Here is a 24,360-nt window from a genome sequence, read left to right as displayed (position 1 = left end):
GGTGAGCCGCTTCCATGAATCCCGTTTCTTCTGCTGTTTCCTCTGCCGCCCGTTACACCCGCGGTCAGGCATTGCCGGGCATTCTGGCCCAACGCATCGCCATTCTGGATGGCGCCATGGGCACCATGATTCAGCGCTTCAAGCTGGGCGAAGCGCAGTACCGAGGCGCGGGCTATACCGGGCCGCTCAGCCAGGGCGATCGTTTCACGCATTTTCACCGCGACATCAAAGGCAATAACGAGCTCCTCAGCCTCACGCGCCCCGATGTCATCACCGACATCCATGAAGCCTACTTGGCTGCTGGCGCCGACCTGATCGAGACCAACACCTTTGGTGCCACCACGGTAGCCCAGGCCGATTACGACATGGCCGATCTGGCTATCGAGATGAACCTGGCATCCGCCAAACTGGCCCGCGCCGCTTGCGACAAGTTCTCCACCCCCGACAAACCGCGCCTGGTCGCCGGTGCCTTGGGCCCCACGCCCAAAACCGCCAGCATCAGCCCTGACGTCAACGACCCCGGCGCACGCAATGTCACCTTTGAAGAGTTGCGCGCCGCCTATTACGACCAGACCAAGGCCCTGGTCGAAGGTGGCAGCGACGTGCTGCTGGTGGAAACCATTTTTGACACCCTCAACGCCAAAGCCGCGCTGTTTGCCATTGACGAGTACTTCGAGGCATCGGGCGAGCGCCTGCCCCTGATCATCAGCGGCACCGTGACCGATGCGTCCGGGCGCATTCTGAGTGGCCAGACCGTCACGGCGTTTTGGCACAGCGTGCGCCACGCACGGCCCCTGGCCGTTGGACTGAATTGCGCGCTGGGTGCGGCCTTGATGCGCCCTTACATTCAGGAACTGGCGCGCGTGGCGCCGGACACTTTTATTAGCTGCTATCCCAACGCGGGTCTGCCCAACCCCATGAGCGATACTGGCTTTGACGAAACACCCGATGTGACTGCGCGCCTAGTGCGCGAGTTTGCCGCCGAGGGACTGGTCAACATTGTGGGTGGCTGCTGCGGCACTACGCCCGACCACATTGGTGCCATCGGCCAGGCAGTGGCTCCGCTCGCGGCGCGCTCACTGCAGCGCAATTTCTTCTACAAAGAAGCCGCCTGATGGCTGCTGAACAGGTCAATCCCATGTCCAACCCTATGGTTCTCCCCATGATGCTGTCCGGCCTGGAGCCGGTCATCGTCGACGCACAATCCCTGTTCGTCAATATCGGTGAGCGCACCAACGTCACGGGCTCCAAAGCCTTTGCCCGCATGATCCTGAATGGCGACTTTGAGCAGGCTCTGGCCGTCGCTCGCCAGCAGGTGGAAAACGGCGCGCAAATCATCGACATCAACATGGACGAGGCCATGCTCGACAGCCAGGCCGCCATGGTGCGTTTCCTGAACCTGATCGCCAGCGAGCCCGATATTTCGCGCGTGCCGGTGATGATTGATTCGAGCAAATGGAGCGTGATTGAGGCCGGGCTGCGCTGCGTGCAGGGCAAAGGCATCGTGAACTCCATCAGCATGAAGGAGGGCGTGGACGCCTTCAAGCAGCAAGCCAAGCTGGTGCGCCGCTACGGTGCCGCCGCCGTGGTGATGGCGTTTGATGAAAAAGGCCAGGCCGACACCTACGCGCGCAAGACCGAAATTTGCGAGCGCGCCTATCGTATTCTGGTGGACGAGGTCGGCTTCCCCGCAGAAGACATCATCTTCGACCCCAACATCTTTGCCATTGCCACCGGCATTGAAGAGCACAACAACTATGCGGTCGACTTTATCGAAGCCACGCGCTGGATCAAGGCCAATCTGCCGGGGGCTAAAGTCTCTGGCGGCGTCAGCAATGTGAGCTTTTCATTCCGCGGCAACGACCCGGTGCGCGAAGCCATTCACACGGTATTTTTGTACCACGCCATCAAGGCCGGTATGGACATGGGCATCGTCAACGCCGGCATGGTGGGGGTGTACGACGCGCTGGAGCCCGAACTGCGCGAGCGGGTCGAGGACGTGGTGCTGAACCGCCGACCCGACGCCGGCGAGCGTTTGGTCGAGATTGCCGACACCGCCAAGAGCGGCGCCAAAGACGACAGCAAAAAGCTGGAGTGGCGCGGTACTGCCGAGGCGCCCGCATCCGTAGGTCAGCGACTGAGCCACGCCATGGTGCACGGCATTACCGACTTTATTGTCGAAGACACCGAAGAGGCGTATCAGGCGGTGCTGGCCACGGGTGGCCGTCCTCTGCATGTGATCGAAGGTCCGCTCATGGACGGCATGAACATCGTGGGTGACCTGTTTGGTCAGGGCAAGATGTTTTTGCCCCAGGTGGTGAAAAGCGCGCGGGTCATGAAGCAGGCCGTGGCGCATTTGATTCCCTACATTGAAGAAGAAAAGCGACTGGATGAAGCCGCGGGGCGCGATGTGCGCACCAAAGGAAAGATCGTGATTGCCACCGTCAAGGGTGATGTGCACGACATCGGCAAGAACATCGTCACCGTGGTCCTGCAGTGCAACAACTTTGACGTCGTCAATATGGGCGTCATGGTGCCCTGCCACGAGATTCTGGCGCGCGCCAAGGTCGAAGGTGCCGACATCATCGGCCTCTCCGGCCTGATCACCCCCAGTCTGGAAGAAATGCAGTATGTGGCGGGCGAGATGCAAAAGGACGACTACTTCCGCATCAAGAAGATCCCCTTGCTGATTGGTGGTGCCACCACCTCGCGCGTGCACACCGCCGTGCGCATTTCCCCGCACTACGAAGGCCCGGTGGTCTATGTGCCGGACGCGTCGCGCAGCGTCAGCGTGGCGCAAAGCCTGTTGAGCGACCAGGCGGCCGCGTACATTGGCGAGATCAATGCGGATTACGCGCGCGTGCGCCACCAGCATGCCAACAAAAAGCAGACACCCATCTGGCCGCTGGCGCAGGCCCGCGCCAACAAGACCGTGGTGGACTGGAGCCACTACGCGCCACCGGTACCCAAATTCATTGGCCGCCGGGTGTTCAAGAATTTTGACTTGAGCGAATTGGCCAAGTTCATCGACTGGGGCCCGTTCTTCCAGACATGGGATCTGGCAGGCCCGTTCCCGGCCATTCTGAAAGACGAGGTGGTCGGAGAAGAGGCGGTGCGCGTCTATGCCGACGGCCAGCGCATGCTCAAGCGTCTGATTGAAGGCCGCTGGCTCACTGCCAATGCAGTGGTGGCCCTGTACCCGGCCAACGCGGTGAACGATGACGACATTGCTTTCTATACCGACGAGACCCGCACCGAGCGCGCCATGACCTGGTATGGCCTGCGCCAGCAAACGCAAAAGCAGGTGATTGACGGCGTCATGATGCCCAACCGCTGCCTGGCTGACTTTGTGGCGCCGCACGGTGTGGCGAAGGACTATGCCGGCATGTTTGCCGTAACGGCCGGCATTGGCGCGGAGAAGAAGGAAAAGTACTTTCTGGATGACCATGACGACTACTCGTCCATCATGCTCAAGGCGCTGGCCGACCGCCTGGCCGAAGCCTTTGCCGAGGCGCTGCACCACCGCGTGCGCACGGACCTGTGGGGTTATGCGCCGCAGGAGGCCCTGGAGACCGGGGACCTGATCGCCGAAAAATACCAGGGCATTCGCCCGGCACCCGGCTACCCGGCGTGCCCGGACCACAGCGTCAAGAAAGACATGTTTGCCCTGCTGCGTTGCGAAGAAATCGGCATGGGCGTAACCGAAAGCCTGGCCATGACGCCCGCCGCCAGTGTGAGCGGCTTCTACATTGGGCACCCCGACAGCACCTATTTCAACGTAGGCAAGATCGGTGATGACCAGGTGCAGGATCTTGCGAAACGGCGCAACCTGAACCAGACGGAGTTGCAGCGCTTGCTGGCGCCGAATCTCTAAACGAAAGCCGGAAGAAGCGGATATTTGCCCGCGTATTTGAGAAGCTTCGCCACTGGCCCATAATGCGAAACTGGTGTGAGCACCGAGCAGAAATGCCGCTTCTGGGACATTTACGGCACCCAATAATTACGCAATGGAGTTCAAATGAACACAAAGATGGTTGGCAAGCAAAAAGGTTTTACCCTGATTGAACTGGTTTTGGTCATCGTCATCCTCGGTGTACTGGCCGCTATCGCCTTGCCCAAATTTGTCGCACTGCAAGCGGACGCCAGAATTGCGAAGATGAATGGCGCACTTGCTTCTATTAAAGCGGCGGCAGTTCTCGCCCATTCCGTTCAGCTGACGCAACAATTGGCTGCGGGTAGTCCGGTGACTATGGACGGGAACACTGTTGTGATGGCAAACGGTTACCCCACCACTGCACTGGCCTCAATCGGCTACGCCGCGGGTCTGGCCACAACGGCCGGTGTAGCGTTGCCAGACTATGTGCCCGTTGCAACGTCTGCCACCGTTTTCACGGTGACGCCGGATGCAACACATGCGGCTTGCGCCATTACCTACACAACTACGGCTGTGGTGGGCGCTGTCCCAACCTATAGCAATGCCGCTGTGACGGCCGCAAATTGTTCTTGAACGTTGCGCTCAAAAGCGAAGTACTTGTTGCGCCACGGGAGTGGCCCTGTCGTAACAATTGATATCAGGCACAGGAGCCCGACATGAACATGGCAGCTGCAGCGCCCGCCGCGCCGGACGCGCCGCGACCGGCCCCAGGCCGCCCCGAGAAACTGCGCTTGGGCGACGTGCTGGTGCAGCAACGCCTGATTTCCCAGGAGCAACTGCAGCAAACGCTGGAACTGCAGCGCACCACCGGCAAAAAAGTGGGCCGCTTGCTGATTGAGACCGGCATCATCACGGAAGAGTTGCTGGCCAACGGCCTGGCGCGCCAGTTGCGTATTCCGTTTGTCAACCTCAAGACCTTCCCCTTTCGCGCTGAAGTCGTCAAGCTGCTGCCCGAATCAGCGGCTAGACGCTTTCGGGCGCTGGTGCTGGAGGACAAGGGCGACACGTTGTTGGTGGCGCTGGGCGATCCACTGGATCTATTCGCCTTTGACGAACTCACCCGCATTCTCAAACGCAACATCGGCATCGCTGCGGTGCCCGAGAGCCAGCTGGCCCTCGCGTTTGACCGGTTGTACCGCCGTACCGAAGAGATCAGCGGCCTGGCCCGCGCACTGGAAAAAGACCTCGGTGACACTGTCGACTTTGGCGAACTCACTGCCTCCGCCGGCATTGAAGGCGCGCCCGTTGTGCGCCTGCTGCAATCCCTGTTTGAAGATGCGATGCAGGTGGGCGCGTCGGATGTGCATATCGAGCCGCAAGAGGCGGGTCTGCAGGTGCGTGTGCGGGTGGACGGCGTGCTGCAAACCCAGACCCAGGCCGACAAGCGCATTGGTGCCGCACTGGCCCAGCGGCTCAAGCTCATGGCGGGACTCGATATTTCCGAGAAGCGCCTGCCGCAGGACGGTCGCTTCAGCGTGCGTCTGAAAGACCACACGATTGATGTGCGCCTGTCGACGCTACCCACGGCCTATGGCGAATCTGCGGTCATGCGTCTGCTCAACCAGGGCGCCGGCATGCGCCGTCTCGACAGCATTGGCATGCCGACCGACATGCTGGCGCGGTTTCGGGAGATTTTGGGCCGTAGCGCGGGCATGGTGCTGGTCACGGGACCCACGGGCTCCGGCAAGACCACCACGCTGTACGCCGCGCTGGCGGAAATCAATGCCACCGAGTTGAAAGTCATTACAGTTGAAGACCCTATTGAGTACCGCCTGCCGGGCCTCACCCAGGTGCAGGTCAATGACAAGATCGATCTGACGTTTGCGCGGGTGCTGCGCTCCGTGCTGCGCCAGGATCCGGATGTGGTTTTGATTGGTGAAATGCGTGACGCTGAAACAGCCGAGATTGGTATGCGTGCAGCCATCACGGGTCACCTGGTGCTGTCCACCCTGCACACCCGCGATGCCATGAGCACGCCGTTTCGCTTGCTGGACATGGGTGTGCCACCCTTCATGGTGTCCACGTCGCTGCAGGCCGTTATTGCCCAGCGCCTGGTGCGGCTGAATTGTGTGGAGTGTGCCGAGCCACATGCGCCTTCACCGCAAGAAGAGTCCTGGTTGCAGTCTTTGCTGGAAGCCGGTGAAACGGTGATCCCCAAGCGGGGGCGTGGATGCTCGTCCTGTAATGGAACCGGTTATTCGGGTCGTCAGGGCGTGTATGAGTTGCTGGAGATGGATGCGGTGCTGACGCAGGCCGCCTCGCACTCTGACCCTGCTGCCTTCATGCGCGCCGCGCGAGACCGCATGAAGGGCCACACCATGGCCTACCACGCGCTGGAGCTGGTGCGCCAGGGGCGCACGTCGATGGCCGAGGCGCTGCGCGTCGGTTTCGACATCGAAGACTCTGACGCGCAGGATTAACCCGCCATGGCAATCTACGACTGGCGCGGGCGTAACAACCGCGGCGAGGTGGTTCAGGGTCAGCTCGATGCCATGACCGAAGGCGGCGTAGCCGACCAGTTGTTGTCCATCGGCGTGGCGCCCGTGCACATTGCGTTGGCCAAAGTGACCACGGATACACAAACGGAGGGCTGGCTTGCGCGGCTTACCCGCAAACCCATCGTGGACGAAGATCTGATGGTCTTTTCCCGCCAGATGTACACCCTGAACAAAGCCGGTGTGCCCATCTTGCGGGCCTTTGCAGGTTTGCAGGCATCGGCCACCAAGCCCGCCATGGTGGAGATGCTCAAAGACGTTCGCTCCAGCCTGGATCAGGGGCGTGAGCTGTCGGCCGGGCTGGCGCGCCACTCCGAGCTGTTTGGTGCGTTCTATATTTCGATGATCCGGGTGGGCGAGATGACCGGCCGTTTGACTGAAGTGTTTTTGCGCCTGACCGAGCACATGGAGTTTGAGCGCGATGTGCGCGAGCGCATCAAGCAGGCCATGCGCTACCCCATCTTTGTGATGATTGCCATGGCCGTTGCGGTGGTCATTCTCAACATCTTCGTCATTCCCGTCTTTGCCAAAGTGTTTGCTGGCTTCAATGCCCAGCTGCCCCTGATTACCCGCGGTTTGTTGGCCTTTTCCAGCTGGATGCTGGCCTGGTGGCCCTTGCTGGTGGCGTTGGCATTTGTCTCGGTGGTGTTGATTCGGGGCTATTTGCGCACACCGGAGGGCCGCTACCGGTGGGATGCCCGCAAGCTCAAGCTGCCTATTGTGGGCGAAATCATTCTCAAGGCCACCCTGGCCCGCTTTGCACGCAGCTTTGCGCTTTCCAGCCAAAGCGGCGTTCCGCTGGTGCAGGCGCTCACGGTGGTGTCGCAGACGGTGGACAACACTTATATCGGCAGCCGCATCGAGCAAATGCGCGACGGCATTGAACGTGGCGAGAGCATTTCGCGCTGCGCGGCAGCCACAGGCGTGTTTACGCCGGTGGTGCTGCAAATGATCTCGGTGGGAGAAGAAACCGGGGAGCTCGATTCGCTCTTGTTTGAGATTGCCGAGATGTACGAGCGCGACACCGACTACAGCATCAAGGGTCTGTCGGCGGCCATCGAGCCCATCTTGCTGGCCGTCATCGCCGTGCTGGTTTTGTTGTTGGCGTTGGGTGTTTTCCTGCCCTTGTGGAACATGGGACAGGCGGCCATGGGCAAGAGTGGCTAGCTCCAAAGGCCAGATTTGCAGCCAATATGTGAACTAATTCATACGTTTAGCGCGTAAAGTTCACGCACAGCGCGATGTCATAAGACTAAAATTTGCGCACAGTATTGTGAATAATGTGCCGTTGGAGCCTGGTGAAACCGCCAGTCGCGGTGAACCCCGAAATTTAAAGGTAGATGAAATGAAACAAGTACAACGTGGTTTTACTCTGATTGAGTTGGTCATGGTCATCGTGATCCTCGGCGTGCTGGCCGCGGTAGCGATCCCTAAGTTTGTTGACTTGAAGGGGGATGCGCAGCTTGCTTCCATGCAGGGTGTTGCAGGTGCTGCTGCCTCTGCATCAGCTATCAATTACGCTGGCTGTTCGATTGCTACGGCTGCAAGCGCTCCTGCCAAATGCAAGATCGTTAATACGTGCGATACCATTAAGCAAGCATTGAGCGGTGGCCTTTGGCCTGCTGGATACTCAGCGGCTGCTACATCCGAGTTGGCAGCAGTCCCGGCTTCCAACGGTTTAACCAAAACTTGCACGCTAACTCTCTCGGGATATACCCCAACAACGGCCGTGACTTTTGAAGTGGTCGGCGCAGGCAATTAGTAACATTTAGCTTTGTTAGTTCCACAGGTTCGATACACTGGTGTAACTGACAACTTGTGATATCACCCCCATGGAACGCGAGGCTTTCTTCATGAAACCCTCGCGTTTTGCTTTTCAGTCGGGCTTCACGCTGATCGAACTGATCATGGTGATCGTTCTCATGGGTGTGCTGGCGGTCGTGGCTGCGCCGCGCATTTTCAATAGCAACGACTTCAACGCACGGGGTTTCCATGACGAAACGCTGGCGTATTTGCGTTACGCGCAGAAAACAGCCATCGCCCAGCGGCGCACCGTGTGCGTGACCTTTGGCTCCAACGCAGTCACGGTATCCATTGCGTCCGCCCCAGCAACGTTTGATTGCGCCGCGGCTGGAGCCCTCAAGGGCCCGAAAGGCGATACCCCGGTCACGGTCACGGCGAAGTCAGGCGTGGCGTACGCATCGACCCCGGCAGCATTCAATTTTGACGGACTGGGCCAGCCCATCACCAGCGCAGGCGCGGCCGTGGGCAAACAAACAATCCAGGTTACGGGTGCTGCGCAATCCATCACGGTGGAAACGGCCACGGGCTATGTCCATGAATAGACAGCGCCACCGGGGGTTCACCCTGATCGAAGTCATCATCTTCATCGTGGTGGTGGGTGCGGGGCTGGCGGGTATTCTTTCGGTCACCAACACCGTCGTCAAATCCAGCGCAGACCCGATGGTGCGCAAGCAGGCCATTGCCATTGCAGAGTCCTTGCTGGAAGAAATTTTGCTCAAGGAATATGCAAATCCTGCAGGCGGTGATACAGGGACGGTGCGCGCCCAGTTTGACGATGTGGACCAATATGCTGGTTACACAACTAGTGGTGGCATCAAGGATGTGCTTGGCACTACGGTGGTGGGGCTAGAGAATTACAACATTGCGCCTGCCGTGACCGTAGTGACGAATACGGATTTGGGAGGTACTACCTCCAAAAAAGTAACTGTTTCCGTGACCAGCTCCGGCGGCACGGTCAGCCTCTCGGGTTACCGCGGCAACTACTAGCCATGCAAACCATGAACCGCCAGCGCGGCTTTACCCTGATTGAAATGGTGATGGTCATCGTCATTCTGGGTGCAATTGGCGGCATGGTGGCGGTTTTCATGCGCGGGCCTATTGATGCCTACATTGCCAGTGCCCGGCGCGCCGCGCTCACCGATGTAGCCGACACTACCGTGCGCCGCATGGGCCGCGATATTCGCAAGGCACTACCCAACAGCATTCGCACACCCAATAACCAGTGCCTGGAATTTATGCCCACCAAAACCGGTGGGCGTTATCGGGCGGATGACACCGCTGCGGGGCTGAACTTCAGCGCGGCGGATACCAGCTTCAACATGCTGGGCAGCAATGCGGCCTTGCCTGCAGACCAGCGCATCAGTGTTGGCGATGTGATCGTGGTCTACAACCTGGGTATCACAGGGTCTGATGCCTACAGTCAGGACAACACCTCGGCGGTCGTTGCGCCAGCGCCTTCCGAGGCCGGTGTGCCGCCCGAGACCACCATTGCCATCAACAGCAAGAAGTTTCCGCTGGCCTCAGGCAGCAACCGTTTTCATGTGCTGCCGGCTAATGAGATCGCTGTGGCCTATGTGTGCAGCGGCGGCGATCTGCACCGCACAGCATCTACGAGCTTCCCCATAACGAGCTGTCTCGCAACCGGGTCCGTTCTGGCGCGCAACGCAAGCTGCAATTTTGACTACACCGGCTCCGACCTGCAGCGCAACGCTCTGGTGCGCATGGTGCTACAAATGACGGAGAGCAGCGAAACGGTCACGCTGCAGCATGAAGTGCATGTGAATAACACGCCATGAAGACACCGCGCGCCCGCCAACAAGGCTTTGCTGCCATCGTCGCCGTCTTTCTGGTGGTGGTGCTGGCCGCCCTGGGGGCGTTCATGGTTACGTTCTCCAACACGCAGCAGCTGACTTCAGCGCAGGATGTGCAGGGTTCACGCGCCTACTGGGCCGCGCGGGCCGGGCTGGAGTGGGGGGGTTCCAGTGCCGTAGCTGCGTCGGCCTGCCCGGCTTCGCCAACCACTTTGACAATTGATGGCTTCTCAGTGGCGATCACCTGCACCATGCAGACTTATGCGGAAGAGGCTGCATCACCCAAGATTTTCCAACTGACGGCCGTAGCGGCTTCTGCAGGGGGTGTGGGGGGCATTGGATTTGTCGAGCGTAGCGTGTCAGCATCCTTGGAGAAATAGAAGTGAAACAGTCGGCTCTTTGTCACGGACGATTTCTGCGTTGGCTGGCTGGGCTCTTTTGGCTTTGGCTGGCATGTTGGGTTCCCAGCCTGCACGCTGCGACCTATATCAACTCAAGTACTACCTACAACTGGATCGACCCTGTAGGTCACACCAAAGTGGGGTACAACACTGTCCCTTATAAGTTCACCAGTTGTGGTACGGCGGTGCCCACACTGGACGACACCATTAGCGAAGTGATTCCTATCGGGTGGAACTTCCTCTATGGCGCGACGAACTACAACTCGCTGCGGATCGAGTCCAACGGGCGGGTGCAATTTAACAACGCCAACTGCACGAGCGGTACTGCAGGTATTGGACCCCCGCAAACCTATACCTACACCTACCCCAATGCCAGTGTGAACAACACGATGAAGGCATTTGGTGTGGACCTTGACCCCACCAATCTGGTGGATAAACCCAACTACCCTGCTGCCTCAAGTAAGACGTCCTGTGCCAGCATTGCAACTTGCTACATAACTTACGCTAGCCTCGGAACTGCACCCAACCGGCAATTTGTGGTGAGCTGGGTCAATGTGCCAGAGTGGGTGACTGCCTCAAATACGAGTGGGTCCTTCACTTTTCAGATCATCCTCAACGAAGACGGCACCTTTATCTACCAATACAAAAGCATTGTTCACGGGGGTACCGGAAAAGCCCAGATTGGTTGGCAGCTGACGACGACCGACTACGACGTGCTGACCTTTGGTGCCGCCACAGAACCCGGAGCTCCTGCGGCAATTCTGTTTTATGTGCCTTCGGTGCCTCCGCTGGCGGAATATCGGTTTGAGCAGGGTGCCTGGTCCCCGTCGGGTGCCGGTCAGGTTACTGATTCGGGGATCAAGCTATTGCACGGGACGGCATTGGGTGCGGCCCAAGAAACCGCCGCTGGCAAGGTGTGCAGGGGCGCATCTATCCCTGCAAATACGAGTGCAACGGTTGACGCAATTCAGACTGGTTTGAGATTCTCTGACGCAGGCATCAACATGACAGGTCAGGGCACGGCCATGCTCTGGTTCAATTCGAATGCTGCCTGGAACACAGGGCCCGCAGCGCAATTGCTGGATGCCACATTGATCAACGGAAACTGGTTCTATCTGACAAAGACTGCGACGGGCACACTGTACTTTCAGGTCACGGATAGTGCCGGTGTTACCAGGTCGGTGGAGACTGCGGCCCAAGGCTTTGCCGCCAATACCTGGGTACACATTGCGATTTCGTGGAATTTCAATGCCTTGCCCGCTGCAAACAGTGATCATTTGCAAATTTTTGTGAATGGGGGCGCTCCAACAATCAGCGCTTTTTCATCCGCAGGCAATCTAGCAGCGCTGGACTACGTTTATGCGGGTGACAACCCATCCGGCTTTACTGGCACCAAGGGCACGTTGAACTCGGCCAACGGCACGATTGACGAGCTTCGTTTTTACAACTCGGAGCTGCTGCAAGGACAGGTGCTGGCGGCCAGCACCGTTGCAAATGCGTGCAACACCTTCACCATCGACCACCTGGAGCTCCAGTCCACCGTCTGGGCCGGCATTTCTTGTGCGCCCAGCGCCATGACTCTGGTGGCGTGTGCCAATGCAGCGTGCACTACCAAATACACGCAAGGATTGACAGCCACGCTGTCTTCCTCGGGTGCGGCCGTCGTCTGGGATCCCACGTCAGGGGGGGCAGCGATCACGATCGGAAATGGACAATCCAGCGCAAGCAAGACGTTTTACGCAGCGGTTGGCACGGCCACCCTGGGTGCTGCAGGTACGGGCGTGCCTGTCGCCATTCCCAACCCAACCAAATGTATTGTTGGCGGCGTCAGTGGCTCCTGTAACTGGACGTCGGCCAATGGCGGCCTCCTGTTGACGGTACCCAGTTCGGGCGTCATCACCGGTGGCAAACCCCTCGCGGTGGCGGTACAGGCCGTACAGTCCTCGGGGTCAACGCCGGGCGCAGCCTGCATACCGGTGAAAAACCTCGGCTCCACGGGCCTCAAAGTCTGGAGCACTCCTGTCACCCCCGTCAGCTTCCCTGCAACATCCATTTCTGGGTTGGTCACGGTTGGTGGTGCGCCGCAAGTTGCCAATGCATCCGCTGGAGCTTACGCAACGACCCCGCAAGCTTTGCCTGGTTCCGACAACGTGACCGGCTTGAACTTTGATGCCACTGCAACCACAGCCTTGTGGCTCAAGCACATGGACACCGGACAGTTCACGCTCAAGGCAACCCTTGATGTACCAGCGACCAGTACGACTGCCGCTCTTTCGCTAGCCGGTACTACTGGCGTGACGGCGGTTCCCGTGGGCTTTGGAGTAGCCGCCAATTCGGTCAGGGCTTCTGTTGCAACGCAAACGAATTGCGTCAGTTTTCCGTCGGCCGCATGCGACGCCTCAGCCGGTGGTGATGCGAGGGTGGCCTCGGCTGGAGGGGCCTTTTCCAATACGGTCACGGCTGCGCTGTGGACAGTGGATGGCGATGCCGATCTGACTGACAACCCGGTGGCACCCAGTTACGCGGGTGCGGTGACTCTCAGCCCGACACTGGTAGGGCCTGTGGGCGGGAGCGCAGGGGCCCTGGCGACCGTCACGACCACCTTGGCCGCAGGGACCAGCACCAATGCTGTGCAGAGTTGGACGCAAGCCGGGGCGATGCGAATTTCGGCCACTGCCAGTTACTTTCTGCAAACGGTCGCGGGTCAAAGTGCGGTTCTCGGGCGATTTTCGCCCAAAAATTTCACGACGGCCGTCACCATGCAAGGCTGCGGTGCGTTCACTTACTCGGGGCAGCCCATTGCAATGGTGACGGTGAAGGCCATGGATGGCGCGGGTGTTTCCGCGGTCACGCCAAACTACAAAGGGGACTTCGCTCGACTGGTTGCCCTGACCGATGCCAGTGCGTCCGCGACCGGTGCCTTGACGAACAATACCATTGCAGCTGCGTCATTTGTTGTTGGCAGCGCCACTGGCGCGCCCACTTTCACATTTACCAGCAAACAGACCGCGCCGGTCACTTTGACACTGCGTGCGGGTGACGGCGAGGTAGGCTCAACCGGGTTTACCGAGGGCACTGCGGCAATACGCAGTGGCCGAATTCGTCTGGCAAATGCCTACGGCTCGGAAATGCTTGCGTTGCCGGTGCTGACCAGTATTGAGTACTACGACTCCGCGCCCACTTCCGGCTGGAGAACGGGTGTCGATACCTGCACCGTGCTGACCGCTGGCAACTTCGCGTTCGTTTTTCCAATCAGTGCAAAAAACAATCTGGCAGCTTGCGAAACTGCAATTTCGGTTGCGGGTTCGAATCCATCGCCGACGGTCACGCTTTCAAAGCCGGGCACCGGCAATGCCGGCTGGGCCGATCTCACACTCAACCTGGGTGCCACCGCCACGGGTAGCGCATGCACGACCGTCAATGCCGGCACCGGCTATTCAGGCGTGGCCACGACCGCTAATGCGCCCTGGCTCCAATACAACTGGACCGGCACAGTGGGTAACCCATCTGCCCGAGCCACCTTTGGCGTGTACAAAAGCCCTCTGATTTACCGCCGTGAAAACTACTAAACGCTTGAATCTCCCGGAATTGTTGGACAATGCACGATAGGCCGTAGATCGGTGTCATGATTGCGCCAGCAGCTATTAAAATGAGAGCAGACAATTCTCCCGTCACCCCATCCATGATTGAAGCAAGCACCACCACTGGCCTCACCCCGTCGCGAGCGCACGGCTAAGCATGCGTTGGCCCTGGAAACGCAAGGCGTCGCAAGACCAGCTCATCGTGTCCTGGTCGGGGAAGACATTCGCGTTCGTACGCGCGCGCATCAATTTGGACGGACTCTTTGAAGTGCGGCAGATGGGCGTGGAGCGCCAGGGCGCTGATAGCATGGACGATTTCGTGCGCCGCCTGCAGGCTTTGGGCCTCAAGGGGTACGGCGCATGCGTCATGTTGCGTCCCGAGCAGTACCAGTTGTTGCAGATTGACGCACCACCGGTTGCGCCAGAAGAGTTGCGCTCGGCTGCGCGCTACCAGATTCGCGAAATGGTGGATACCCACCTGGACGACCTGACGCTCGATGTGATGCGCGTGGGCGACGGCCAGCAAAAAGGAACACCCCATCTGTTTGTTGTGACTGCGGCGACGGCAGTGGTGCGTGAGGTGCTTGACTTGGGCAAGTCCATGGACTGGCCGATTACCGTCATCGACATTCAGGAGACGGCCCAGCGCAATCTGCAAAGCGTTTTGGCGCGCCGCGATGGCCGTCTGGAGCGCGCCGACGCCGCCCTGGTTATTGCAGATGACCGCCAGGCGGTTCTGACCATCAGCGCCAATGAAGAGTTGTTTTACACCCGCAGGCTGGAGCTGCCCGAGGGCTTTATGGGCATGCAATGGAGTCTGGACCATGCTGCGGTGGCTGGCGACACGTTCATGCCCGTGGGTGAATATGTGCCCGACTACAACGTGGGCGGGGTGTCGTACGGAAACGATTACACCGCCACGCAGGCGATCCATGCGGGTACGACGGGCGCTCCTGCGGAGAGCGATCGCGCGCAGCGTTTCCTGGTTGAAGTGCAGCGCTCGCTGGATTTGTGGGACCGGTCCTGGTCCAGCATGCCGCTGGGCGGATTGCGCGTCTTTGCCGGGGAGCGTTCGGCCGAGCTGGCGGGCTGGCTCAGCCGAGAGATGGGGCAATCGGTGTCGGCCATGGATATGGACACCCAGTTTCCCGGTTTGCAGGCGGCAGCCGCTGGTGACCGGGCTCTATGCCTGCCTCTCCTGGGTGTGCTCTTGCGCACCGAGAGCCGAAAACTGTAAGCCGAGCGACCATGGCCCAGCAAATCAATCTTTGTTCACCGATCCTGCTAACGCAAAAGCGTTACTTTTCGGCGCACACCATGGTCAGCGCAATGGGTGTGTTCGTGGTTCTGGGCGGCATTTTGTGCGCTGCGTGGGTCTGGAACCTGCAGCGCGCCAGCATCGGATTCAGCCAGGCCATGGGCGTCCAGTCGGGTGAAGTCGAAAGTCTCAAGTCGGCTATTCAACGCAGCCGTGCCAACGCGGCGCCAGTGGATGCGGCATTGATGGTCCAGTTGCAGGATCGGCGTGCCGCCGTGATTCAGCGTGAGCAGTTGCTGGCGGCCCTGCAGCAGGGCATTTCGCGACCCGGCTGGGCTCATTCGGATCGTCTGCAATGGGTGGCACGCAGCATTCCGGCTCCGGTGTGGGTGAGCGAGGTGCGTGTGGACGGCGGCCGATTTGAGGTGTCCGGGTTCACGCTGGAGCCCGCGGCCCTGAACGATTGGGTGGCCAAACTGGGTGCCAGCCCGCTAATGCAGGGCTTGAAGCTGGCCACCGTCAAGGTCGAAAGTGCGACTGTGGCCCCGGTTCGGTTGCCAGGGGCTGTTTCTGTAGCTTCGGCTCCCGCCACACCGGTGCGTCCTGTCTGGTCGTTCAATCTGGTTAGCGTCGAGCCACCGCCGGTGGATGCAGCCAAAGCGCCCGGTGCGCCAGGGAGCAAGCCATGAAGCAATGGTGGCAGCAGCAGGTGGTTCGTATTGATGCACTGAGTCTGCGCGAGCGGGCCTTTTTGTTTTTGTCAGTGATCGTGGTTTGTATGGCACTGGCCGATGTGCTGTGGTTGTCGCCCGCGCAGGTGGCGCACCAGCAGGCCACGCAGCGATTTGCCGCGCAGGGAACCGAGTTGAGCCGGCTGCGTGATGAGCTCAAGTCAACCGCCCAGCCGCTAGACGCCAGCAAGGCCGTGCGGGACGACATTGCGGCCGCCAATGCGCGGCTGGAAGCTGTCAATCAGGAAATCAAAGAGGTGGCGCCGCTTGCCGATGGTGGGCCTGCTCTGGAGCAAGTACTGGTGCAGTTTTTGCGGCGACAGGAGGGGCTGACCCTGCTGAGTACTGGCACCCTGAAGCAGGATGTTGCGATCCCGGTTGCCCCGGCAACCGTTGCTGCGCCAACCGGTTTGTCCAGGCGGGGAATGGAATTGAGGGTGGCGGGGCCGTATCCCGAGCTGGTCCGGTATGTGAAGACCCTGGAGATTGCGCTGCCAGCCCTGCGTTGGGGCGCCCTGCAACTCAAGAGCGAAAAGCAGCCGCCTGAGTTGACGCTGCAGGTCTACGTGGTGGGAGTCCAGCCGTGAAGAGCCGTCAGTCTGTGCCGATGTGGATTGCCGCTTTGGCGCTGTTGCTGGCCTGTGCGTCCTTGCCGGTTCATGCCCAGCGCGACCCGACCCAGCCGCCGCCTGAAGCCAGTGTCTCCAGCGGTGGGGCAGCGCCCCAATCGCCCCTGGGAACGGACGGAATGGCCGTGGTGGTACGTAATGGGAAACCGTTTCTGGTTATTGGCACCCGTTTGTACGCACCCGGGCAAAAAGTGGGGCAGCAGCGTGTCGATCGCATTACCGAAACCGAAGTCTGGTTGCGCGACAGCAGCGGACTGAAAAAAATACCCCGGTTTGCCGGCATCCAGCGCACCGTGGCGGCCCCTGTGGCCGCACCCGCGCGTGCCGCCAGCGCGCCCAGAGCCGCCAAAAATTTGAAGAAGGCAATCGCACCATGAATGAACTGTTCTCCCCCGCCGTGTCGGGTGACGCCGCTATCCGCCGCGCATGGGCAGGCTCCAGTGCCTGCATTTTGCTTGGTGTGGGCTTGCTGGCCGGCTGCGCGAGCGACCGGCCGTTGAGTACGCCTGATGTCATGGCCTCCGTGCGCGCCGATCTGGCCCCGCCCGCAGCCAAAGCGCCTGCTGCGGTGCCTGCGAGTGTCAGTGCGGCATTGGCCGAGCCGGCCCCCAAAGCCATTGCACCGCCGCCGGAACCGCGGCTGGATCTGCTGGTCAACAACGCGCAGGCCCGTGAGGTGTTTCTGGCTATCGTGGCCGATACCCGCTACAGCATGCTGATGCACCCGGACGTCGCTGGCACCCTGTCGGTCACGCTGCGGGGCGTGACGGTTACCGAGGCGCTGGAAGCCATTCGCGACGTGTATGGCTACGACTTCAAGATTGAAGGCCGCCGCATCACCATTTACGCGCCCACGCTGCAGACGCGCGTGTTCACCGTCAACTACCCCAACTCCCAGCGTGTGGGCTCGAGTGAAACGCGGGTGTCTTCGGGCGCCGGCTTGCAAAGCACCACAACCGGCACAACCACTGCGCCAACCAGCACCACCTCCGCGCAACCCGAGAACAGCCGGGTTTCCACAACATCGAAGACCGATTTCTGGTCCGAGCTCTCTGGCGCCGTGCGCGGCCTGGTGGGCGATGGGCCGGGTCGCAGCGTGATTACCAGCCCGCAGGCGGGCATCATGGCCGTGCGCGCCATGCCGGAAGAGTTGCGTCAGGTGGACAAATTCCTGAAGGCGGCCCAAATTGCCGTGGAGCGTCAAGTAATGCTCGAAGCCAAGGTGGTTGAAGTGGAACTGCGCGACGGCTATCAAAGCGGCGTGAACTGGGCTGCATTCAACGTGGAAGGCACGACCTCTGTGGCCGCCGGTGTGCTGGGTAGCGCTGTGGCCAGTACCAATGCCTTGCTGCAGGGTGGTACCACGGTACTGTCGGGCGCTGTGCCGTTCCCCGGGGTTGCCACGGGTGGAGGCCTGTTTGGCCTGGCACTGGCTACCAGCCAGTTTGCCGCCGTGCTGGGATTCCTGGAGACGCAAGGCGACGTGCAGACCCTGTCGAGCCCGCGCGTAGCCACCTTGAACAACCAGAAAGCCGTGCTCAAGGTGGGCACCGATGAATTTTTCGTGACCAGCGTGTCCGGGGGAACGGTGTCCAGTGGCACGTCCACCGCCGCAGGCACCACGACTTTGCCGACGGTGACACTCACGCCGTTCTTCTCGGGTATCTCGCTGGACGTCACACCCCAGGTGGACGAAGGCACCAATGTGACCCTGCATGTGCACCCTTCCGTGACCACGGTCACCGAAAAAAGCAAGCAGATTGACCTGGGGAGCATTGGCAACTACAAGCTGCCTCTGGCCTCCAGCAACGTCAATGAGACCGACACCATGGTGCGCATTCCGGATGGCCGTATCGTGGCCATCGGCGGCCTGATGCAGGCGGAATCCAGCCGCACGTCGTCCGGCTTGCCAGGCTCCACCAACGTGCCCTTCTTCTCCGCGCTGTTGGGCAACAAGGCGGTGATGGGGCGCAAGAAAGAGGTGATTGTGTTGCTCAAGCCCACCATCATTCGCACTGCCGAAGACTGGGAAGCCCAAAATCGCCGCTCACGCGCAGCACTGGACGACATGGACGCCACCCGCGCCCGCGTCATCCAGTTGGATGGCACTGCCAAATAATGTATCTGGGGCATTTCTCGCTGCGTGAAGCCCCGTTCTCGATCACGCCGGACACCGCCTTTTTCTATCCGCATGAGGGCGCACAGGCCGCGCTCAACACCCTGCTGGTGGCGCTGCGCAGTGGCGAAGGCTTCCTGAAAATTGTGGGTGAGGTGGGGTGCGGCAAGACCGTGTTGTGCCGCCAGCTCCTCAAGACGCTGCAGGGCGAGTGCGTCACGGCCTACATTCCCAACCCGGACATGGGGCCCGATGACCTGCTGATGACACTGGCCCACGAGTTGAACATTGTGCTGTCGCCGCCCGTCAGTCGCCACGGGGTGCACACCGCCTTGCGCGATTGCCTGATGCGTCATGTCGAGGCCGGGCGCCGTGTGGTGGTTTGTATCGACGAGGCGCAGGCCATTCCGGTGCGCACCGTCGAGAGTTTGCGCCTGTTGTCCAACCTGGAAACCGAAAAACGCAAGCTCTTGCAACTGGTTTTGCTGGGGCAGCCTGAGCTGGACGACAAGTTGGCACGCCCGGAGATCCGCCAGTTGCTGCAGCGCATTACCTTCAGCGAGTACCTGGGCCCGATGCACGCCGACCGCGTGCCGGTGTACCTGGCCCACCGCCTGACGACGGCCGCCGTGGACGCCAACACCGATATCCAGATTTTTGAACCCGCCGCTGCAGCCGCCATTGCCCGCTTCAGCGCGGGTGTGCCGCGCCTGGTAAATGTGCTGGCCCATAAATGCCTGATGCTGGCCTATGGCGAGAATGTGCACCGCGTCACGGTCCAGCACGTGCGCCTGGCCGCAAAAGATACGCCCGGCGTGGCGGCGCCCGCACCCTGGTGGCGGCGGTTTCGGCAGTCCTGGAACCTGCGGCATTGGCAGCGCGGCCGGGCTGAAGTCGTGGTGGGCAGCAGTCCAAGGAGCAAGCCGTGAGTGTGATCAACAAGATGCTGCGGGATCTGGACCAGCGCCAGGCGGCCAGCCCGTTCCCGGCTGCGGCCGCTGCTCCCTTGGCCGATGCGGCGCTGCAGCGCGGCACCGCGCCGGTAGCACCGAATTTTGCTGCCCCAAAGGGTGAGCCAGGCACTCGGCGGTGGCTTTGGGTTGCGTTGCTGGGAGTGGTGGCTGTGCTCGCGGCCGCTGGGTGGTACTGGCAGAAACCCGTTGTGTCCATTGCGCGCGTGGAGGCACCTACTCCGAACACCGTGTCGCCCGCCACGGTTCCAGCGCCTGCAGTCGTGGCTGCTTCAGCACCAGAATCCGTGCCGGCAGCACAAGCTTCCGCGCCAGAGAGTCAACCACCCGCTGCAGCAGACCCAACCCCTTCCCAGTCGCTCGCCTCTGCTGTGGCGGCCGTTTCGCAGCCTATGGCTCTGCGCATGGACTCCAGGCTGGGGCTGCGCAACCTGCCGCGAACGCCATCGCCCTCCCCGGCCCCGGCCCCGGCAGCTCCATCTGTGGCGCCCACACCCGCTGTAGTAGCGTCCTCCAGAGCCCCACAGGTGACGGCGACCACAGCCTCCGCTGAAACGGTGCCAACGGCGCAACGCCAGCAACAGGCGGGCAGCGATGCGCTGTCCCAGGCACAGAGCCTGTGGAATTCCGGGTCCCGCGACACGGCGCTCGACTTGATGCAGCAATCGGTCTCCGCAGCAGAGCGATCTGTCAAAGCCGGTACCAGCCAGGCCGGTAACCCGGTGCTGCTGTCTCTGGTGCGGGAACTCACCAGAATGCAGCTGACTGAGAGCCGCTATGGCGCCGTGGCCGACTTGCTCGGTCGCCTGGAGCCGGTGCTGGGCAACCCGGCTGACTTGTGGGCGATTCGCGCCAACGCGGCGCAGCGCCTGGGGCGCCACCAGGAAAGCGTGCACGCGTACATGATGGCCTTGCAATCCCGTCCCGACGAGCAGCGCTGGCTGCTGGGCTCGGCCGTGTCACTGGCGGCATTGGGCCAGACGGCCAGTGCCGCCGAAATGGCCGAGAAGGCCCGCGCCGTCGGTGAAGTCAGCCGTGATGTACTGACCTATCTGCGGCAGATGGGCGTGCCATTGAAGGATAAATAAGGGCTGCAGCCCCCGTGGAATATGCGCAAGCAGCTACTATTTTTGTAGCAACCGGGTGCGCTGGGAGAACTGTTGTGCCAGCGTCAGCGCCGCCACTCCCAGCACGCTGAGGCCCAGCAGCATCCACAAGCCTGGGGTGTAGCCGCCCTGCGGACTCCAGAGCAAGCCCAAGGCCAGCGGTGCGGCGGCCCGTGCCAGCGCCAGGGGCACGCCCAGCGCCCCATTGAGCGAGGCCACATGCTCGCGGTTCACATATTCGGCAATCGCCCTGCCCTTGACGATGGTCAGCATGCCATTGCCGGTGCCCCACAAGACGACAAAAAGAAGCACCACCGCTATGTGGGCGCTCCCGGCCCAGGGCGCCACCAGCAAAGCCACCAGTGCCAGCGGAATCAGACCGGGGATCAGCCGGTTGGCCAGGTGCAAATCAACATGGCGCTCAAAGAAATACAGCAACAACCGCCCCAGTACCTGGATGACTCCAATGCTTGCGGGCAGCGCAATCACCCAGGCCTCGCTCAGGCCGTGCTCACGCAGCAGACTGACCATGTGGGCGGGCAATGCGACGGTGACGGCCATCATCAGCACCACAAAGGCACCAATGAACAGAAACGGTGCGCTAAAAACGTGGTGTGCCAGCCTGGATGCGGTTTGCGTGCCGCCGTGCGCGGGCGCGGAGCGGCGCCGGGGCGCGTTGCGCAGTTTCAAGAAATGCAGCGGCGCACACACCAGTAGATGCAGCACGCCCAGGTAGCCCAGCGCATGGCGCCAGCCGGTGGCATTCATCAGCCAGGCGGTTAACGGAATGAACACCGTGCTGGCCAGCCCGCCCAGAAACGTCATGGTGATGATGGCGCGGCGAAAGTCGCCGGGGAAGCGCCGAGTGACCACCGCAAATACGGGCGAGTACAAAACGCCGGCCATGGCAACACCCAGGCCCAGCCACACGGCGTAGAACCCGGCCAGGTTGCTCACCCAGCCGTGGGCCAGCAGGCACAGGCCGGCCAGCACTGACCCGGCGGTCATGACCTTGCGCTCATGCCCCTGGTCAATCCAGCGGCCCACCGGGTAAGCCATCAGCCCCTCGGCCAGCAACGCCAGGCTGAACGCCAGGGAGGACTGCGCCCGGCTGAGACCCAGCTCGCGTTCCACCGGCCCCATGATCAGGGTGAAGGTGTAGAACAAGCTGCCCCAGCTGATGAGCTGCCCCAGCGACAGCCAGCCGACCAGGCGCGGGTTGTAGGGGGTGCTTGGGGTGTCTTGCATGGGCATGGGTACGGGTCAATTATGGAGATTATCCAAGCAAAATCACCCGTTAGCCCCCGTGGAATATGCGCAAGCAGCTATTAAATTAGTAGCATTTATAAAGGCCGTGCCGATGTTCTGCGGTATTGCATCGCCTCGGCCAGATGGCTCACCTGGGTGTGTTGTGCCCCGGCCAGATCCGCAATAGTGCGGGCTACCTTCAAGGTTCGGTGCGTACCGCGGGCCGACCAACCCAGCCGGGCGGCGGCCACGTTCAAGAACTTGGCGGCAGCGTCGTCCAGCAACACATGCAGGTCCAGCTCCTGGCCTTGAAGCGCCAGATTGGTTTTGCCTTGCCGGTCCAGCGCCCGCTGGCGCGCCGCGGTGCAGCGCTCACGGATTCCGGCAGTGGACTCGCCCGGTGGGGCATTCAACAGCTCGGCACTGGGCAAGGCGGGCACTTCCACATGCAAATCAATGCGGTCCATCAAAGGTCCGCTGAGCTTGGACTGGTATCGGTGCACCTGGTCGGGTGTGCAGCGGCAGCTATGGCTGGTGGAGCCCAGATAGCCACACGGGCAGGGGTTCATCGCGCCAATCAGCTGGAACCGTGCGGGAAATTCGGAGCGCCGTGCCGCGCGGGAGATGGTGATGGTGCCCGTCTCCAGCGGCTCACGCAAAGCCTCCAGCGCTGCGCGGGGGAATTCGGGCATTTCGTCGAGGAACAAGACCCCATGGTGGGCCAGCGAGATTTCACCTGGGCGGGGTGGGGAGCCGCCGCCCACCATGGCCACGGCGCTGGCCGAGTGGTGGGGGCTGCAGGTGGGGCGCTGCCCCCAGCGCGCGATGGAAAACCGGCCACTCAAGGATCCAATAGCCGCACTTTGCAGGGCTTCATCGCACGACATGGTGGGTAACAAGCCCGCAAAACGGTGGGCCAGCATGGACTTGCCCGAGCCCGGTGGCCCGCTCAGCAGCACACTGTGGCCGCCGGCGGCGGCAATCTCCAGTGCGCGTTTGGCAGCGGCCTGGCCTTTGACGTCGGCCATATCGGCCCCATGCGCTTGCGCGACGGGCGGCACCTGGGATACCCGTGCCCATCCGTCATCTGCAGGGTTGACCTCATGGAGGCCCATCGCCGCCAGCGTGTCTTGCGAGGCGCCTGCGGGCACAAACTGGCGCACCACGTCCAGCAGATGCCGGGCACGGTAGACATGGGAGCCGGGCACCAGGGCAGCTTCTTCGGCGCTGCCGGGCGGCAGCACCAGGCGGGTTACCACCTTGCCGGTGTGCAAGGCCAGGGCGGTGGCCAAGGCGCCGCGCACCGGGCGAAGTTCGCCCGACAAGGACAGTTCCCCCGCAAATTCGTAGTCAGCCAGGCGCGTCCCGTCGATCTGGCCACTGGCCGCCAGGATGCCCAGCGCAATCGGCAAATCCAGCCGGCCGGAGTCTTTGGGCAGGTCGGCCGGGGCCAAATTCACGGTGATGCGCTGGTTGTGGGGAAAGGTGAGGCCCGCATTCTGGATGGCGCAGCGCACCCGCTCGCGGGCTTCCTTCACTTCCACATCCGCGAGGCCGACCAGGGTAAAACTGGGTAATCCGTTGGCCAGATGCACCTCGACGGTGACCTTGGCGGCTTCCAGTCCCAGCAGAGCGCGACTCTGCACCAAAGATAAGCTCATTCACAACTCTCCCAAAAACGGTGCGCAATATTGCGGTGCACAGGAATGCAAAGCACCAGCAAGGTGCATGCTGTATTTTTATACAGTTATCTTAACGCAAGCCGCAGTTTGTTGGTGGACAGAAAGAGATGTGGTTGGCAAATTGCAGTTGGCACGGAGCATGCTTATTCGAAATATCTCCCGATCTACTGGAGAAGCAGATCAGTCAGATCTGGTGCCTGCAACCCACTATTCATAAGCTGAGGTGAACACATGAAACTCGTAACGGCCATTATTAAACCGTTCAAGCTCGATGAGGTGCGAGAAGCCTTGTCCAGTATTGGCGTCCAAGGCATCACCGTGACTGAAGTCAAGGGCTTCGGTCGTCAAAAAGGACACACCGAGCTGTACCGCGGTGCCGAATACGTGGTGGACTTTCTGCCCAAAGTCAAGATCGAGGCGGCCATTGACGACGCCTTGGTGGAACGCGTGATCGAAGCCATTGAAGGTGCAGCGCGCACCGGCAAGATCGGAGACGGCAAGATTTTTGTCTACAACCTGGAGCAGGTTGTTCGCATTCGCACCGGCGAAACCGGCAACGAAGCCTTGTGACATCCCACTGATCAAGACTCAGGA

General features: G+C 61.1%; 21 protein-coding genes. 19 read left to right on the top strand and 2 right to left on the bottom strand.

The window, feature by feature from the left end; genetic code table 11:
- Positions 1 to 14 precede the first annotated feature (14 nt).
- The 18 genes from AC097W_RS07360 (at position 15) to AC097W_RS07275 (ending at position 20,818) form a co-directional block, all read left to right on the top strand.
- A complete protein-coding gene (locus tag AC097W_RS07360; protein ID WP_479601834.1) occupies positions 15 to 1,115 on the top strand; it encodes a homocysteine S-methyltransferase family protein in 1,101 nt (366 codons plus the stop codon).
- Complete coding sequence (gene metH / locus AC097W_RS07355; RefSeq protein WP_479601833.1) at positions 1,115 to 3,874, top strand: methionine synthase; 2,760 nt, start codon at positions 1,115 to 1,117, stop codon at positions 3,872 to 3,874. The genes AC097W_RS07360 and metH overlap by 1 nt, the downstream gene beginning before the upstream one ends.
- Positions 3,875 to 4,018: 144 nt before the next feature.
- Positions 4,019 to 4,507 (top strand): pilin, encoded by a 489-nt coding sequence (locus tag AC097W_RS07350; RefSeq protein WP_479601832.1) that lies wholly within the window; start codon positions 4,019 to 4,021, stop codon positions 4,505 to 4,507.
- Between the two features lie 83 nt (positions 4,508 to 4,590).
- Positions 4,591 to 6,354 (top strand): GspE/PulE family protein, encoded by a 1,764-nt coding sequence (locus AC097W_RS07345; protein ID WP_479601831.1) that lies wholly within the window; start codon positions 4,591 to 4,593, stop codon positions 6,352 to 6,354.
- 6 nt (positions 6,355 to 6,360) lie between these two features.
- Positions 6,361 to 7,596 (top strand): type II secretion system F family protein, encoded by a 1,236-nt coding sequence (locus AC097W_RS07340; RefSeq protein ID WP_479601830.1) that lies wholly within the window; start codon positions 6,361 to 6,363, stop codon positions 7,594 to 7,596.
- A 178-nt stretch (positions 7,597 to 7,774) separates the two neighbouring features.
- A complete protein-coding gene (locus AC097W_RS07335) occupies positions 7,775 to 8,191 on the top strand; it encodes a type II secretion system protein (protein WP_479601829.1) in 417 nt (138 codons plus the stop codon).
- A 70-nt stretch (positions 8,192 to 8,261) separates the two neighbouring features.
- Positions 8,262 to 8,774, top strand: a complete 513-nt coding sequence (locus AC097W_RS07330; protein WP_479601828.1) for a prepilin-type N-terminal cleavage/methylation domain-containing protein — start codon at positions 8,262 to 8,264, stop codon at positions 8,772 to 8,774.
- Positions 8,767 to 9,219 carry a type IV pilus modification PilV family protein gene (locus AC097W_RS07325; RefSeq protein ID WP_479601827.1) on the top strand — a complete coding sequence of 151 codons (453 nt, stop codon included), beginning with the start codon at positions 8,767 to 8,769 and terminating at the stop codon, positions 9,217 to 9,219. Before AC097W_RS07330 ends, AC097W_RS07325 begins: the two co-directional genes overlap by 8 nt.
- Before the next feature lie 2 nt (positions 9,220 to 9,221).
- A complete protein-coding gene (locus tag AC097W_RS07320; protein ID WP_479601826.1) occupies positions 9,222 to 10,028 on the top strand; it encodes a prepilin-type N-terminal cleavage/methylation domain-containing protein in 807 nt (268 codons plus the stop codon).
- Positions 10,025 to 10,423, top strand: a complete 399-nt coding sequence (locus AC097W_RS07315) for a hypothetical protein (RefSeq protein WP_479601825.1) — start codon at positions 10,025 to 10,027, stop codon at positions 10,421 to 10,423. Before AC097W_RS07320 ends, AC097W_RS07315 begins: the two co-directional genes overlap by 4 nt.
- Before the next feature lie 158 nt (positions 10,424 to 10,581).
- Positions 10,582 to 14,013, top strand: a complete 3,432-nt coding sequence (locus tag AC097W_RS07310; protein ID WP_479601824.1) for a DUF6701 domain-containing protein — start codon at positions 10,582 to 10,584, stop codon at positions 14,011 to 14,013.
- A 169-nt stretch (positions 14,014 to 14,182) separates the two neighbouring features.
- Entirely contained in the window at positions 14,183 to 15,262 is a 1,080-nt protein-coding gene (locus AC097W_RS07305) for a hypothetical protein (RefSeq protein ID WP_479601823.1), read from the top strand.
- A gap of 11 nt (positions 15,263 to 15,273) precedes the next feature.
- Entirely contained in the window at positions 15,274 to 15,972 is a 699-nt protein-coding gene (locus tag AC097W_RS07300) for a PilN domain-containing protein (RefSeq protein ID WP_479601822.1), read from the top strand.
- Positions 15,969 to 16,601: a hypothetical protein gene (locus tag AC097W_RS07295; RefSeq protein ID WP_479601821.1), complete on the top strand. Its 633-nt coding sequence runs from the start codon at positions 15,969 to 15,971 to the stop codon at positions 16,599 to 16,601. Before AC097W_RS07300 ends, AC097W_RS07295 begins: the two co-directional genes overlap by 4 nt.
- Complete coding sequence (locus AC097W_RS07290) at positions 16,598 to 17,020, top strand: hypothetical protein (RefSeq protein ID WP_479601820.1); 423 nt, start codon at positions 16,598 to 16,600, stop codon at positions 17,018 to 17,020. Before AC097W_RS07295 ends, AC097W_RS07290 begins: the two co-directional genes overlap by 4 nt.
- Positions 17,017 to 18,762 (top strand): secretin N-terminal domain-containing protein, encoded by a 1,746-nt coding sequence (locus AC097W_RS07285; RefSeq protein ID WP_479601819.1) that lies wholly within the window; start codon positions 17,017 to 17,019, stop codon positions 18,760 to 18,762. The genes AC097W_RS07290 and AC097W_RS07285 overlap by 4 nt, the downstream gene beginning before the upstream one ends.
- Positions 18,762 to 19,688 carry an ExeA family protein gene (locus AC097W_RS07280; protein WP_479601818.1) on the top strand — a complete coding sequence of 309 codons (927 nt, stop codon included), beginning with the start codon at positions 18,762 to 18,764 and terminating at the stop codon, positions 19,686 to 19,688. Before AC097W_RS07285 ends, AC097W_RS07280 begins: the two co-directional genes overlap by 1 nt.
- Entirely contained in the window at positions 19,685 to 20,818 is a 1,134-nt protein-coding gene (locus tag AC097W_RS07275) for a hypothetical protein (protein WP_479601817.1), read from the top strand. The genes AC097W_RS07280 and AC097W_RS07275 overlap by 4 nt, the downstream gene beginning before the upstream one ends.
- A gap of 36 nt (positions 20,819 to 20,854) precedes the next feature.
- Here the strand turns inward: AC097W_RS07275 and AC097W_RS07270 are convergent, their stop codons facing one another.
- A complete protein-coding gene (locus tag AC097W_RS07270; RefSeq protein WP_479601816.1) occupies positions 20,855 to 22,084 on the bottom strand; it encodes an MFS transporter in 1,230 nt (409 codons plus the stop codon).
- Between the two features lie 95 nt (positions 22,085 to 22,179).
- A complete protein-coding gene (locus tag AC097W_RS07265; protein ID WP_479601815.1) occupies positions 22,180 to 23,745 on the bottom strand; it encodes a YifB family Mg chelatase-like AAA ATPase in 1,566 nt (521 codons plus the stop codon).
- Positions 23,746 to 23,997: 252 nt separating this feature from the next.
- Here AC097W_RS07265 and glnK point away from each other — a divergent pair, with 252 nt between their 5' ends.
- Positions 23,998 to 24,336 (top strand): P-II family nitrogen regulator, encoded by a 339-nt coding sequence (gene glnK, locus AC097W_RS07260; RefSeq protein ID WP_479601814.1) that lies wholly within the window; start codon positions 23,998 to 24,000, stop codon positions 24,334 to 24,336.
- The last annotated feature ends 24 nt before the right edge of the window (positions 24,337 to 24,360 follow it).

It is taken from the genome of Rhodoferax sp. GT1R46 (assembly GCF_056521285.1).
This window is presented reverse-complemented; position numbering and strand designations above follow the sequence as displayed.

What these genes read in the sequence shown, in the direction of transcription:
- AC097W_RS07265 (WP_479601815.1), bottom strand. Translation starts at nt 23,745, where the DNA reads ATGAGCTTATCTTTGGTGCAGAGTCGCGCTCTGCTGGGACTGGAAGCC.
- AC097W_RS07280 (WP_479601818.1), top strand. Translation starts at nt 18,762, where the DNA reads ATGTATCTGGGGCATTTCTCGCTGCGTGAAGCCCCGTTCTCGATCACG.
- AC097W_RS07305 (WP_479601823.1), top strand. Translation starts at nt 14,183, where the DNA reads ATGCGTTGGCCCTGGAAACGCAAGGCGTCGCAAGACCAGCTCATCGTG.
- AC097W_RS07285 (WP_479601819.1), top strand. Translation starts at nt 17,017, where the DNA reads ATGAATGAACTGTTCTCCCCCGCCGTGTCGGGTGACGCCGCTATCCGC.
- AC097W_RS07315 (WP_479601825.1), top strand. Translation starts at nt 10,025, where the DNA reads ATGAAGACACCGCGCGCCCGCCAACAAGGCTTTGCTGCCATCGTCGCC.
- AC097W_RS07340 (WP_479601830.1), top strand. Translation starts at nt 6,361, where the DNA reads ATGGCAATCTACGACTGGCGCGGGCGTAACAACCGCGGCGAGGTGGTT.
- AC097W_RS07300 (WP_479601822.1), top strand. Translation starts at nt 15,274, where the DNA reads ATGGCCCAGCAAATCAATCTTTGTTCACCGATCCTGCTAACGCAAAAG.
- AC097W_RS07360 (WP_479601834.1), top strand. Translation starts at nt 15, where the DNA reads ATGAATCCCGTTTCTTCTGCTGTTTCCTCTGCCGCCCGTTACACCCGC.
- AC097W_RS07325 (WP_479601827.1), top strand. Translation starts at nt 8,767, where the DNA reads ATGAATAGACAGCGCCACCGGGGGTTCACCCTGATCGAAGTCATCATC.
- AC097W_RS07350 (WP_479601832.1), top strand. Translation starts at nt 4,019, where the DNA reads ATGAACACAAAGATGGTTGGCAAGCAAAAAGGTTTTACCCTGATTGAA.
- AC097W_RS07320 (WP_479601826.1), top strand. Translation starts at nt 9,222, where the DNA reads ATGCAAACCATGAACCGCCAGCGCGGCTTTACCCTGATTGAAATGGTG.
- AC097W_RS07270 (WP_479601816.1), bottom strand. Translation starts at nt 22,084, where the DNA reads ATGCAAGACACCCCAAGCACCCCCTACAACCCGCGCCTGGTCGGCTGG.
- metH (WP_479601833.1), top strand. Translation starts at nt 1,115, where the DNA reads ATGGCTGCTGAACAGGTCAATCCCATGTCCAACCCTATGGTTCTCCCC.
- AC097W_RS07330 (WP_479601828.1), top strand. Translation starts at nt 8,262, where the DNA reads ATGGAACGCGAGGCTTTCTTCATGAAACCCTCGCGTTTTGCTTTTCAG.
- AC097W_RS07295 (WP_479601821.1), top strand. Translation starts at nt 15,969, where the DNA reads ATGAAGCAATGGTGGCAGCAGCAGGTGGTTCGTATTGATGCACTGAGT.
- glnK (WP_479601814.1), top strand. Translation starts at nt 23,998, where the DNA reads ATGAAACTCGTAACGGCCATTATTAAACCGTTCAAGCTCGATGAGGTG.
- AC097W_RS07335 (WP_479601829.1), top strand. Translation starts at nt 7,775, where the DNA reads ATGAAACAAGTACAACGTGGTTTTACTCTGATTGAGTTGGTCATGGTC.
- AC097W_RS07345 (WP_479601831.1), top strand. Translation starts at nt 4,591, where the DNA reads ATGAACATGGCAGCTGCAGCGCCCGCCGCGCCGGACGCGCCGCGACCG.